Raw genomic sequence first — 13551 nt, 5'->3', positions numbered from 1 at the left:
CCTTTTTCCAGTCAGATTAAATAAGATTTGATTTGTCTAATGTAAATTGGATATTTTTCTAAAGCAACATTAATTGCTTTAAAAACTTGATTTGGATTTATATTGTCATATTCATAAGTTAGATGTTTTATGAGTCCTGTTGATGGTGTTAATGATTGAGATAAATCTCGTGTAATGACTTGATATTTAGCAAGTTGAGTAAATGATTCTAAGGTGGTAGAACTATTTTCAGGATTTATTTTTGATATTATTTGCTGATTAATGTCTATTGCTGTTTGAGTAATTAAATACAATAGTCTTTCTGCCAGCAGTTGTTGACAATAATCAGAGAGAAATTCATCAAGACTAATAGAAGTAAATTTTTCTAAGGTCTTGTAATATTTTGTGATTAAATTTGCTTTAGTCGCAATTAGATCATTGATATCCATGATTTATTCAAATCCTTCTAGCAATTTAGCAACTTGTTCAGGATCAGGAAGTTGATTTTTTAGTTCTTGTGGTAATTCAGAAACTATTTGATAAGTTGCAACACCAATTGGTTTATGGGAATCTTTGAGTGCGTATTCTACAATAGTTCTTTGTTTGGATTTACAAAGAATAATACCAATGGAAGGATTTTCATCTGGTAGTTTTACCTTATCATCTAAAACAGATAGATAAAATTGCATTTTGCCAACATATTCAGGTAAAAATTTTCCAATTTTTAATTCTATTGCTACCAAACATTTTAAACGGCGATGATATAATAGAATATCTATAAAATATTCCTCATCATCAACTTCTAACCGGTATTGACTATCAATAAAAGCAAATATACCTCCCATTTCTTGCAAAAATGGTTTAACTTTTCCTAAAATTGCTTGTTCTAGTTGTCGTTCGCTGTGTTCATCTGCTAATTCCAGAAAATCAAAAGTATATTCATCTTTAACCGCTAGTTTTAATTGGTTACGGATTTCTGATGAAATATTTTGATCAAAATTAGTCTGATTTAGAAGAGTTTTTTCATAAGTTTGATTTTCAATTTGGTGAATTAACACATTTTTACTCCAGCCAAATTTACGAGTCATTCTAATATAAAATTCTCGTTCTAAGTCATCTTTACATTTTTCTAAAATCACTATATTGTGAGTCCATCCAATTTCTGCCACCAATGGTGTCAGTTTTTCTTTAGAGTAGTAAGCTAAATAAAAATCTCGCATTCTCCAAATATTCCGAGCAGAAAAACCACTAATACCAGGAAATTCTATTTGTAAGTCATTTGATAACTGTTCAACTACAGATTTACCCCAATTAGAATTTTGTTGTTTGATAAAAATCATCTGTCCAATATCCCAGTAAAGGTTAATCATTTCCCGATTAACGGCTTTAAGAGCATCGTATTGGGCTGAACGAATTCGTTGTTGTACTTCCATAAATAGATGTCTGTAATCATCAGCAATTGGGTTATTCATGATGTTATAAATATTTCCGAATCTTTGCATTAGCTTCTGCAACCACCTAGAAATGAATTTCAAGGCTAATAGCTCAAGTCGGTTAAAACCGACTCATAAAATTTTCTAGTCGTCTTTAGACGACTTTTGTTATTAGCCTGAGAATTTATTCTCAGGCGGTTTTTGGGACTGTCTCAAGATTTAAGGTAAACCCATAAATTGAAGTTTCCAGTGTCCTAAAAATACTAAGCAGCTAACTCCATAAACTCCAAAGGAGTAAGATAGATTTGCAGAGGAAATAGATTGAGTTCCAATTGCTTATAAGCACTGGGTTTCTGAATCTCTTCAACCAATTCCACTACATCCTCAGTTGCAATAAGCTGTTCTGAGGTGTAAGGTTGCAAGTCAAAGAGTTCCAGCTGTTTATATTTGTCCATATAGCTGAATCTCCAATTAAATTAAATTGTTTACTTGGAGGCTTCTGGCTAGAAATAAGAAAACTATGCGCGTCAGAGGAATAAAATATCGTCCAACGAGTCTCCGTTCCTGCACTCAAGCGTTGAAGCCACACTAGAAGCCACATTTGTGGCTGTAGCTGATAATAACATAGTTTATTTGAGAACAGTATCAGAAGACCAGAGAAATTTTTTGCTCTTGATTTTGGACAGCTTAATGTACAATCTGAATTAGTAAGACCTATGGGCAACAAGTAACCCCTATCAGGGATTGAAATTTCCGTTACTGGTCTCAGGCGTTTATGCCTTACTGCCCATACTAGCAAGCTTGAGAATAAATTAACAAAAGCTTGCTTGACTCCATAATCCCTATCAGGGATGGACATTTCATTCAATTTACCTGTTAAATAACCCAAACTTGGGGATAGAGACATACACCTCAAGCAATCCATAGCTCGTCTCCCTTACTCTTAAACGTATAGGCAAGCGTATCCAGCAGCAGCGCCGATTGACCAAAAGCTATAGAATAGGGCTGAGTTGCTTCATGAACACTGTACTGGTCACTGATGGGATAAAGTTGAAAGTGCATGGGTAGCCTTAACCGCATCCGCACCTCTGCAACGGGACGACGAATTACATAACAGACCAAACCCTCTTTTTTCAGTTTTTTATCAATTTGACCTATCCAAGCATTATCCGGTTGCCATACTCCCACCCCTGTTAAAACCTGAACTTTCCAAGCGTCAGCTATGGGTTGTAAGTCTCCAGAATAGGTAAATTTCCAGTTCAACCGTTCTTCACGGTAGGAACGTAACTTGATAAATGCTAGACAATGGGCAAATCTACCTTTGGCTATGGGTTGTCCGGTACTTTGCGCGGTTTCTTTTAATGTCCGCATAAATCCTGCTTCCGTCCACATTTCTATTTCTAAGTTGCTTAAAATTCCTGGTAAATCGTAGGTTTTAAATCTCTCATTTTCGTTGCTTTCTGTTAAATCATATAACCCACATTGCAAAGGACTAGAACCGCGAAAACTCGCTGCATCTTCAGCAATGGGATTTCCTGATTTACCTGACATTTCTTTCCATTCTTTTGCCCATTTTGTAATGTGTCCAGCTTGTGAATTTAATCTGGTTTTAAACACTTCTTCACAGGCAGCTTGAAATTTTTCACGACTTTGGGCATATTGTTGTTTAATAGTGCGATCGCTCAATTTAAAACACAACCAAAATGACTGTACAGCACCCCATCGGCGATAATAACCATGAAAATCATTAATTTTCCGATATTGTTCTTTTATTGTTTGTTGTAGAAATGGACGGTCATAAATATTATCAGTTTGTAATGGTGGTGATTCTGTTTGAAATAAACGCTCAACTAAAAAGTTAGGAACTAAAGCATAAGCTGTGAAATTATTAAATTTAATTTTTTGACCATTTTTTTCATATCCGTCATGTCTGCCTAATCTTCCTAAACGTTGAATAAAGTTACCAGAATCCGATGATTCAAAAATCAGGAAGTTAATTTTAAAATCAACCCCCACATCAATTGTGCTTGTACCCAACACTAAATCAGCCGATAAACTTAACTCTTTTTCTCCTTTGCTAGATAAACCTGTATTTTCGCCTACTTTCAAATCATAAGGTTTTAAAAGTTCCTGAAAAAATGGAGTTAATCGCTTCACTGCTGCAATAGAGTTAAGAATAATTGCACCTTTACTTCCTGGATATTCTTGAAATTGAGAAACAATTAAATCACTACTTGCTTTTAACCAAGTTTCCGAAGCTTTAAAACTGGGTTCTAAGGAAATAAAATTAAGTGAAATACCTCGTGATACTTGTCTCCAACCTTGGGTTTTAAGTTTTGCTTCTTGTTCTGGTGTATCAGGAAATTGATATTTATTTTCATCGAGAGGATTTATTTCTTGACAACGAAATCCTGCTGTTTCTAATCTGCTGATTAAATCTTTATCTGGTGTTGCTGAAAGAAAGAGAAATTTTTTCCTGCGGTTTGTACAATGAATTAACAGCATAGTGTTAATTACGCTGGCAATTTGCGGTGCTGCAAACACATGAAATTCATCAAAAATAAATAAATCGAAGTCTTTATCAATCCTAGTCCATAATTTATCAGGACTATCACCAGTAATTAAATAATTACTCCGGTGTAAATAATGAAAAATATCAGGATTAGTTAATAATGCTTCTCTCTGGCTAGAAAGACTTAAAAGTGCAGCACCTTTTTTTAAACCTTCATTTTCTGCGTAAATCTCTAAATCAGCACCACTTAATCTAACAACACGCGGGTTATTTTCTGGTTCAAATATATCAATATATCCTTGAATCTGTGCTTCTTGATCTCTTGCTAACTCATTAGTCGGGTAAAGTCCAATAGCCGAAAATTCACCTTGAAGAACTTGTAAATAAGCAGCTAAACTTTTACCATCACCAGTCATTGCAGTGTTGAAAACTACGTCAATATTTGGATCGCGTAATGCTTTTAAAGTCTCTAATTGATGCCAAGATAAACACCAATTTTCAGGTAATTTTACCCCTTCAGGTGTGGGGACTGTTTGCGAATAAACAGGTTTGAGTTGAATACTGTAATTTTCTGACATACCCTTAATAACTCTTTTCAATTTCTGCAACTAATGGTTGCAGTTTTTCATTATTACCTTAAAAACTGTCCGTAACTCGTTGTTAAAATCTATAATGACACCGAAAATAAAAGTTGGCAAGAGAAAACAAGTATAAAGTATACGGACACTTTTAATGAGTCGAAAAGGTCAGTCTATAACCCTGTCGGTATCAGAACGCGACAAAGCGGAACTAGAAGCGATCGCACTCGAATTCGGTATGAAGTGGGGAGATGAACCCAATATCTCCAAACTCATCAAAGCGATCGCACAACGTGAGTTAATAGTTGGTAAAAATCATGACTGGCAGGATTCCCGTATCCGCGCCTTACATCGTTGTATAGCTGCATTAACCGACATCGGACAAGTTGAACAAGCGGAAATCATCGCCAATTTGTTACTAGAACGTAGTGAATTATCCGTACCAATGCGGAAGGAAATTGAAGGGTTTTTAAATCATTCTCGTCCATCTTGGCGGTTACAAGTGGATCATTATATCTTGCGTGAACAACCCTTTCAGCTTTCCTATCAAGATGCAGCAGAACGAGTATTTAATTTTACTGTCCGTTATGCCAAAATCACACCCCATGAAAAACGTCAATATCTTGACTGTTGGTGTGAAGAAACTGAAGGAAATCTGGATATACCAGAATTACAACATAATTGGTGTTTTCGTTTAGACAATATTCACGAAGCGTCAGTTACGGAAATTACTCAAAAGTGGTTTAGTAACTTAGATGAAATAGATGTAGAAATGCACCTATTAAATAGGTTAGCGTTTGCATATCAGTCTAAACCAGAGGATAAAACAGTTGAATGGATACCAGATAAACCCAAGGTAAAGCAGGTAATTAGAAGAGTATCAAATACATTTTGGTTTATACGAGAAATCATGCAGTATTCCTCTGATTGTATTGTAGTCTCACCCGACAATGTGCGATCGCTCATCAAACAAAAACTGATCACCCTTTGTCAACATTATGATTTGACTTTTGACTAGAATCTTCCTCCCCTTCCCTACGAAGGGGTTGGGGGTTAGGTCTGTATTGAACTCAAATGTAAACCTCTATATAGATAGGAATCCGATTTGATTCTTGAAAAAATCTCAGTATTTGTAGGTAGGGCTATGCCTTACAAAACCATGATACGGTAGGCAATGTCCACCCTAGGTGTATTTCAAAAATCAAATATTAATCCCATATAACAAGGCTTTGTTTACGCAGATTAAATAATCAATAATTAGATTAAATAATTATTAATCTTAGATTATGGTGAACTTCTAAACTATCGCAGCATGGGACTTGTTCTTGTGGCTGAATTAATAATACTCTGTGATTCTTAAATGCATCCGAATTTATGCTGTAAAACATAGTATACTTTCCTCAGTTCTTGTATTACTCATTCAAATTGGAAACGCTTTTATGTTAAGCCCTGTAACAACAATCACCATCTTTCAAAAACAACCCAACGCTGAAGAGTTTTCATCAGGTGAAGTTATCTTTGAAGAAGGACAACTCGGTGGTTCCATGTATGGCATTCTCCACGGAGAAGTTGAGATATTCGTTAACGGCAAAGCAGTGGAGACAATTTCATCAGGTGAAGTCTTTGGGACTGGTGTACTAGTAGGGATAAAACATAGAACCTATACAGCGAAAGCTAAAACTAACTGCAAACTTGCTTTTCTGAATGAACAGGGATTTCTCTTCGCTGTTCAGGAAACACCCATGTTTGCCATACAGGTGATGAAAAGTTACTCAGAGCGTATTAGCCGCTTGCAACAGATTCTCTAAACTTTTACATATAGCGGTCAATTCAAAATTCAAAAGAGTTTATTTTACTGGTTGCAGTTTTGTCACCTTGAGTTTAAATTCCCCTACACCAGTTTCTCCAAAAGAACGGACACGAATGATGTAATTTCCGTTTTCAGTAATACGGGTAAACAGCAGAGAATTGCTAGTACCATCAGGTCCATCATCATTTTCTCCAACTGTTGAGCCATCAGGTGCTAATAGTGTAATCATACCGTCAAAGTTCTCCGATGACAGATCAATTGCTAGATTATCACCTTTATTTAACTTCACCGTGTAATCACGGGCAAATCCTCCTTGACCTGTAGGAATATCTTTATCTGATAAAGTATCAGAAAGTTCCGTACTACTAGGTAAAGGAATTGGGCTATATAAATTATTTAAATTACTATTTAAATTACTTTTTTGAGCTAAACCTGTATTTATGCTTATACCCATTGTTAGTAAAGTAACAGGAAAAATAATGATTTTTCTTAAAGCCGCAGTCAAAGCTTTATTCATAAATTGAAAGAGTATTACTAAAAACACAGTGTAATCTTGTTAATTATAGATTTTTCAGCCATAACTTGACCATCAACTTGCTATTGATCTTTCTTTAGTAGTAGTGGCAACAGCGGCTAAACCCAGAACGGAAATGTTACTTTGATTAAGTGTGTACACAGCAGATTTAGCGGTAGCACCTGTTGTATAAATATCATCTACTAATAGCACTGGTGCTTTTGGTTGACGACGGCGAAAATCTGTCCCTAAAGAAAAAGCTGCCGCTAAATTGTTTTCTCGCTCCGCAGCGGATACGCCAAACTGTGCTTTAGTATCTTTAATTCTTTCTAGACCATTTAATTGTAACTTGAAACCCGTTATTTGACAGAAACCTTGAGCTATGAGTGCAGCTTGGTTGTAACCTCTTTCTTGAAGTTTTTTAGCGTGGAGTGGTATGGGTACAATTACTGGAGGTGGATTGACTTCGAGAGAATTTAATAACCATGCTTCTCCTAGATAGCGTCCGAGAAGAGAACCCATTTCTGGATGATTTTCATATTTCATCACTGCGATCGCTCTTTTGAGAGAACCACCATAACTCCCCCACGCAAATACTGGTAATGGTTGTTGCCATAAATAGCTAGGTTTTTTGAGATTACAGCTTTGTAGTTGTTTGTTGCAAAATTGACATAATTCACCAGGTGTGCTGCGTTGACACAAAGGGCAATTAGATTGGAGAAACAGGTTGAGTAAACTTTTGAAAATTGTCATTATTTAACCGCTTTCGGAAATTAAAAATTAAGAATTAAAAATTCAGATCATTGCTAAAAAGATATTTAACGTAAATGCGATCGCACCTTTGTGTCTCCACACCTGTTGTGGGGATGTAACCATGACTTTCATATAGTTTGACTGCGGCTTTTAAAACACTAGCGGTTTCAATCCAAATTTGCTCAAATCCACGGTTCGCTATCGCAATTTCTAGTTGTTGTAACAAATGCTTTCCCAATCCTAAACCCCGCACAGTTGGTAAAAGATACATTTTGCGGATTTCTACAGCTTTCTCTCCCCGATGTATGGGGTAATATGCACCCGTACCTACTATCTGATTTTGGTGTTCAATTACCCAAAACTCGCCCCCAGCAGCTAAGTAAAATTCCTCAACTTGCAACACATCTTTATCAGCACCATCTGGTTCCCAACCTAAACCATATTCTGATAATACAGAACGAATCACCTCTGCTGCTTGAGTCCGTTCTCTCTCTTCCCAATCACGAATTAAAAAATCTTGGTAATAATATTGCATCAAACAAAGTCCTTAGTCTATAGGCATCTTACTATAAGAATAATATTTGATTTTTGAAATATACGTAGGGTGGGCAATGCCCACCTTAGCAATGGTGAGACTTAAAATTTTATGGCTACGCCACGCAAACTATCAAATATCATTTATGATTCCTATAAATCATTGGTAAACAACAAGATACCCAACTTCTCTAAGCAATTGAGTATCTGTGCTTTTTCATATTCACAATTCAAATAAGTACTAAATTAACTATGAATTCTTGGTTCTGGGTGTAAAGTTGCTAATAATTCACTTTCCACAACTGCTAATTCATCAAGACGTTGCATAACTATTTTTCGCTCAAAATAAGTATCAGCTAATACCCAATATGTGCCGAAATGTCGCGCTTCTGATGCCATCAAAGCCCGATAAAATTTAGCTAATTCTGGTTCTGGACAGTTTGCAGCCAAAAGTCCCAAGCGTTCATGACTTCGCGCTTCAATTAAACCAGTAACTAGTAAATTGTCTAAAAATCGGGCTGGTTCCTGCGATCGCACTTGCGTTTTTAACCCCGCACCGTAGGGAGGTGCTGACAGGGGTGCAAGGGGGATATTCCGGCGTTCTAGCCATTGATTGACTAATTCAAAGTGTTCTAGTTCTTCACGAGCGATCGCAGTTAACTCCCGTACCATTTTACTATTTGACGGGTAACGAAACATAAAATTTAAGGCTACCCCAGCCGCTTTCCGCTCACAGTGGGAATGATCGAGTAAGATAATATCCAAATTAGCGATCGCTTGCTCTATCCAAGCATCACTAGTAGGTTGTTTCAGAGCATTAATAGTTGGTAACGGAGAACTCAGCACAGGACAAAAAACTCCCAATTTGACAATTTTAATAAATTTTAACTAATTCAAGGGGTTTAAGTTCCCCGCTGCTATAATTTAATTTCTTTATTCTGAATTATACTGTATTATGGGCTGATTTAGGCACAGACAAACAACCACCGAAATTTTCAGCAAATTCTCAGATTAAATTAATGTAATTACTGCTAAATTGATTTAGATTCTTAATAGAAAAAACTTAGAAAAATATTTTATTTATTTAATTATTTGGTAGCTTCAGACATTTATTATAGCGTTTCCTAATCACATGAGGTACATCATAGCCCTCTTTTGTCACTTTCCCTAAATGAAACGATGTAACCCTTACTATATAAGAGTTTTAGCCTAAACCAATTAGGACATCTATCATATTAGAAAATAAAGCCGCAAACCCAGTCCTAGTAAGAATTTGAAAAATTGCCTTTGATGTTTGTTTTCGGAGAGTGACAAAAGAGAGATAGCCCCCTCATCGCTTGCGGGGAGAGGGTTGGGAGGTGGGGTTCTTGTATCTCACTCAACAGAGAACCGCCATAACTTTAATTAAAACCTTTTGACAAGACCCAACTTATAAATAAAAAAGTGAAGCAAATTAGAAAAATTTGTCAACAAATTGATCCATTTTCATTACGATTACGCCTAACTATTGGTATTGCTATATTTTCCGCTTCGTCATTAAGTAGCCTCGCTATATGGACTAGTTGGAAAATGCAGCAAATTTTGATTGATAGTCATAAGCATAACATTCAACAAATTGCTAACCGCGTGCCACATGATGTCCAACTTTATAGTGAAATGATGCAACCCGAAACAGGGGTGCAGAAAGCTATTAATAACTTAGCAAATACCAACACATTATTATGGCTAAAAAATACTGATAATAAAATTTGGGTCAAATCTGCCACTTTAGATTTGTTATCTGATTCTACAGTGGCTGAATTAATGTCTCTTACCAATATGTCGATTAAACCCAAAGTTTACCAAGTCAAAAAAAACTACTTCGTTATAAGTGGTAGTTCTTTACAAGTCCAGGGTAAACTTTTGGGTACGCTATTTGTAGTCAAGGATATTACCACTGAACAAACAATGTTTATGGCAATGGTAAGGAGTTTGACTATTGCCAGCATTTTAGCAATAATTGTGATTACAGTAGCGATCGCATTTTATATTCAGCGTTCTCTGCAACCTCTACGTCAACTAAGTCAAATGACTTCTGTCCTTTCCATAGAAGACTTAGGACAAGCACAGCTATATCTTGATAACGCACCCAGCGAAGTCAAAGAATTAGCTCAAACCTTAACCATGTTGTTATCCCGTCTTTCCCAATCTTGGGAACAAGAACGACAATTTGTCAGTAATGTTTCCCATGAATTACGGACACCTTTAACAATTGTACATGGTTACTTACAAAGTGTTTTACGACGACAAAATAACTTAACAGAAATTCAAATAGAAGCCTTAGAAACCGCCTCATCAGAAGCTGAACATACCATCCGCTTGCTACAAGATTTACTAGATTTAGCAAGAGCAGATAGTGGCTACTTACGTTTTCAGATGAAACACTATATATTGAATGACTTAGTTGAAGAAGTTGTCGAGATGGCAGCAAAATATAGTGATCGTATCATTACAATCGAATCAACAACTTACCCAATAGAAGTAAAAACAGATTATAGTCGTCTGAAACAAGTATTATTGAATTTGATTGATAATGCTGTTAAATATTCTGAAGCTGGAATGCCAGTAATAATAAAATTAAACGCGTTTCATGATAAAGTAACTATTCAAGTTTGTGACAAAGGTTATGGTATTCCTTTACAACACCAAGAACGGATTTTTGAACGCTTTTACCGCGTAGATGAATCCCGCAGTCCAGCAACAGGTGGTTCTGGTTTAGGCTTATCAATTGTCAAAACTCTGATAGAAGGCATGGGGGGTAATGTGACTGTACAATCAAAGTTAGAAGAAGGAAGTATATTTACCATCACTTTACTTAATAATTAATACAGCAGATTGCAGATCAATGAGGTACAGAATCTAAATTGAAACCTAGACACATTCGCCAGTTTTACTCCTGAACCGGAGGTCTGCGTAGCGTCTCCTGAACCGATAGCGCAGCTTGGCGTAAGCCATAGGTCTGCGAAGCGTCTCTTGAACCGGAGGTCTGCGTAGCGTCTCCTGACTCCTGACTCCTGCTGTATCAATTACCAGCTTAAACTCGTTATATTAATAATTTTAAAATATGTCAGCACATATTCTTTTAGTTGAAGATGAAGTCAAACTAGCGCGATTTGTGGAATTAGAACTGAGTAGTGAAGGTTATAAAGTCACCGTCGCTAATGATGGCATGACTGGGTTAACATTAGCGCGAGAATCATCACCGGATTTAGCTATTCTAGATTGGATGTTACCAGGATTATCAGGTGTAGAAATTTGTCGCCGTTTGCGAGCAACTGGAAACTCAATACCAGTAATTTTATTAACAGCAAAAGATGAAGTAAGCGATCGCGTTGCAGGTTTAGATGCCGGAGCAGATGATTATGTAATCAAACCATTTAGTATTGAAGAACTATTAGCAAGAATTCGCGCTCATCTCCGTCGTACTCAAGAAATAGACGAAGACATTTTGCAGTTTGAAGACTTAAGTTTAAATCGTCGTACTCGCCAAATTTATCGCGGGAAAAAATTAATTGAATTAACAGCAAAAGAATTTGATTTATTAGAATATCTTCTTTCCCATCCCCGGCAAGTTTTTACAAGAGAACAAATTTTAGAAAAAGTTTGGGGTTATGATTTTATGGGTGATTCTAATATTATCGAAGTTTATATTCGTTATCTACGTTTAAAATTAGAAGAAAATCACGAAAAGCGTTTAATTCACACAGTGCGTGGAGTAGGTTACGCACTGCGAGATATGTAATATATAGGAGTCCTATATTTTATTTTCAAAATATACGTAGGGTGGGCATTGCCCACCAAACCCTTGCTACTAAGGCTTTGGAGCTAAAGAAGGTGCTTGAACTGTACAGGGTTTTGTATCACATTTCTGCTCATAAAGCATATGCACATAAGGTTCTTGCCAACTTAGAGGAACTTCTAACAATGATCTTGTTCCTGTAATTCCCTGTCCAATAAATAACAAAAGAGCGATGCAATTGAGAATAATATGAACCTTGCGCCAACGGTTTGTTTTATCTTTGTATATATCTGGTAAAATTGCCAGTGAAAAAATCATTAATAAAGCAGCTAATTCTCCATAATAGTAGTGAGAAATATACCATTGATTGGTTTTGCGGTAAACACCATCTTGACAACCAAGCACCACTAACCCAACCCCGCTCAGAGTTGCAAATATACCACGCCAATTTTGTGATTTTGCTTGATAAAGTAAATACAAAGAAGCAATAGTTGCAGCAAATAATAAAACAATAAAAATTACCTGAAATTGTGATTTAACCCAAATTTGCTTATCTATAATATTCACAAAAATATCATTAGCTAACGCAATCAAAACAATACCAACAACTGAGCCTGTTAACCATTTTCCTAACAGAACGTGTTCTTGTCCAACAGCAGGGGGAATTTTACTTTTACCAGTTCCCACAGTTTCTAATCGGCGTTGACGAATTTGTAAAGCCCGGTTGACAATAATCCCAATTAGGGGAAAAACGACAATTACAGCTAACACTGGATGTAATAACAAAATAGCGTCTTTAATTTCCATATTGCACCTCTCTAAAACTTAGTAGTAAATGAATAGCACGACTTTGTATTACAGTCCAGCAAATCACTCATAACCCTGATCTTCTTAGGAGAAACTTGGCGTTTAGATCAAGTCATTATAGAACTTAGGCAATTAATTTGAGATTGTCTATCCCAATATTAACAGGGTTGAAAGTGCCATTGTCATATTTCATAATTAATGACTTTTCCCAATCAACCCCATAAAAATTACTTCACTTCGCTGGCTTCAAACCTAGAAATCCTACCTTGTTTAACTGCAACTACCACATCGTAAGTTGAACAATAAGCAAACGTGATATTATTGGCTTTGTTGTAAAGATTCACCACCATACCGGCACCACCAGGTTGAACACCCAGCGGCTCAAGATCACCAAAAAAGAAGCGACGTAATTGATCACCACCACCAAATTGACCCTTATTCTTCATCACCAAGTCAATTTTTTGTCCAGCAGTCAAACCTGTAGAATCTTTCATTTCTGCGGCTGAGGCTTGAACTAGTGAAGGATTCACAGCTTTAAGTGGAACATCCCAAACTGTCAACATACCAGCTAGAGCAACACCTGTGAGCAGAGAAGAAGCGAGTTTCATTTGTTTTTGATGTTTAAGTTTTTTGACTAAACACAGCATCCCATCTGCTACTGAAACTCAAATGAAGCCAGTCTAGGAATTGTCTGAATTTATCCCTTGGGAAAATTTAGTTTACACTCAGCATATTCTCAGAAATAGCAAACAGAAAGACAATATGTGTAATGTAAGAATTCAGGAGTCAGGAGACGCTACGCAGACCTCCGGTTCAGGAGACGCTACGCAGACCTATGGCTTACGCCACGCTG

At 36.4% G+C, this 13551-nt stretch carries 14 protein-coding genes; 4 read left to right on the top strand and 10 right to left on the bottom strand.

Translation table 11 applies throughout. From position 1 onward, the window contains the following. Positions 1 to 11: 11 nt before the first annotated feature. The 4 genes from hepT to cas3 all read right to left on the bottom strand — a co-directional run bounded on the left by hepT (position 12) and on the right by cas3 (position 4502). Positions 12 to 428 (bottom strand): type VII toxin-antitoxin system HepT family RNase toxin, encoded by a 417-nt coding sequence (gene hepT, locus H6G59_RS00345; RefSeq protein ID WP_190711192.1) that lies wholly within the window; start codon positions 426 to 428, stop codon positions 12 to 14. Between the two features lie 3 nt (positions 429 to 431). Further along, entirely contained in the window at positions 432 to 1451 is a 1020-nt protein-coding gene (locus tag H6G59_RS00340; protein WP_190711191.1) for a PDDEXK nuclease domain-containing protein, read from the bottom strand. A gap of 224 nt (positions 1452 to 1675) precedes the next feature. Further along, a complete protein-coding gene (locus tag H6G59_RS00335) occupies positions 1676 to 1867 on the bottom strand; it encodes a hypothetical protein (RefSeq protein WP_190711190.1) in 192 nt (63 codons plus the stop codon). Between the two features lie 457 nt (positions 1868 to 2324). Further along, positions 2325 to 4502, bottom strand: coding sequence for a type I-D CRISPR-associated helicase Cas3' (cas3, locus tag H6G59_RS00330; RefSeq protein ID WP_190711189.1), 2178 nt, complete (start codon positions 4500 to 4502; stop codon positions 2325 to 2327). A 154-nt stretch (positions 4503 to 4656) separates the two neighbouring features. On the opposite strand from cas3, the gene H6G59_RS00325 reads away from it, so the two are divergent. Both H6G59_RS00325 and H6G59_RS00320 read left to right on the top strand, forming a co-directional pair. Next, positions 4657 to 5520 carry a WYL domain-containing protein gene (locus H6G59_RS00325; protein ID WP_190711188.1) on the top strand — a complete coding sequence of 288 codons (864 nt, stop codon included), beginning with the start codon at positions 4657 to 4659 and terminating at the stop codon, positions 5518 to 5520. A 421-nt stretch (positions 5521 to 5941) separates the two neighbouring features. Further along, the gene (locus H6G59_RS00320; RefSeq protein WP_190711187.1) at positions 5942 to 6310 is read left to right on the top strand and encodes a cyclic nucleotide-binding domain-containing protein; all 369 of its coding nucleotides are present in this window, start codon (positions 5942 to 5944) and stop codon (positions 6308 to 6310) included. A 39-nt stretch (positions 6311 to 6349) separates the two neighbouring features. On the opposite strand, the gene H6G59_RS00315 is transcribed toward H6G59_RS00320, so the two are convergent. From H6G59_RS00315 to H6G59_RS00300, 4 genes are all read right to left on the bottom strand, one after another. Beyond that, the gene (locus tag H6G59_RS00315) at positions 6350 to 6829 is read right to left on the bottom strand and encodes a PPC domain-containing protein (protein ID WP_190711186.1); all 480 of its coding nucleotides are present in this window, start codon (positions 6827 to 6829) and stop codon (positions 6350 to 6352) included. A gap of 72 nt (positions 6830 to 6901) precedes the next feature. After that, positions 6902 to 7579, bottom strand: coding sequence for a ComF family protein (locus tag H6G59_RS00310; protein WP_190711185.1), 678 nt, complete (start codon positions 7577 to 7579; stop codon positions 6902 to 6904). Positions 7580 to 7613: 34 nt separating this feature from the next. Then, positions 7614 to 8114, bottom strand: coding sequence for a GNAT family N-acetyltransferase (locus H6G59_RS00305; RefSeq protein WP_190711184.1), 501 nt, complete (start codon positions 8112 to 8114; stop codon positions 7614 to 7616). A gap of 245 nt (positions 8115 to 8359) precedes the next feature. Then, positions 8360 to 8959 (bottom strand): tRNA isopentenyl-2-thiomethyl-A-37 hydroxylase MiaE, encoded by a 600-nt coding sequence (locus tag H6G59_RS00300; protein WP_190711183.1) that lies wholly within the window; start codon positions 8957 to 8959, stop codon positions 8360 to 8362. 597 nt (positions 8960 to 9556) lie between these two features. Here H6G59_RS00300 and H6G59_RS00295 point away from each other — a divergent pair. Beyond that, a complete protein-coding gene (locus tag H6G59_RS00295; RefSeq protein ID WP_190711182.1) occupies positions 9557 to 10978 on the top strand; it encodes an ATP-binding protein in 1422 nt (473 codons plus the stop codon). A gap of 238 nt (positions 10979 to 11216) precedes the next feature. After that, entirely contained in the window at positions 11217 to 11894 is a 678-nt protein-coding gene (locus H6G59_RS00290; RefSeq protein WP_190711181.1) for a response regulator transcription factor, read from the top strand. Between the two features lie 69 nt (positions 11895 to 11963). On the opposite strand, the gene H6G59_RS00285 is transcribed toward H6G59_RS00290, so the two are convergent. Then, a complete protein-coding gene (locus H6G59_RS00285) occupies positions 11964 to 12698 on the bottom strand; it encodes a DUF4079 domain-containing protein (RefSeq protein WP_190711180.1) in 735 nt (244 codons plus the stop codon). Positions 12699 to 12925: 227 nt separating this feature from the next. After that, complete coding sequence (locus H6G59_RS00280; RefSeq protein ID WP_190711179.1) at positions 12926 to 13306, bottom strand: hypothetical protein; 381 nt, start codon at positions 13304 to 13306, stop codon at positions 12926 to 12928. Positions 13307 to 13551 lie beyond the last annotated feature (245 nt).

It is taken from the genome of Anabaena lutea FACHB-196, assembly GCF_014698305.1.
Taxonomy (GTDB): Bacteria; Cyanobacteriota; Cyanobacteriia; order Cyanobacteriales; family Nostocaceae; genus Anabaena; species Anabaena lutea.
Note: the sequence above shows the minus strand (reverse complement) of the source record. Positions and strands in the feature narration are given on the sequence as shown.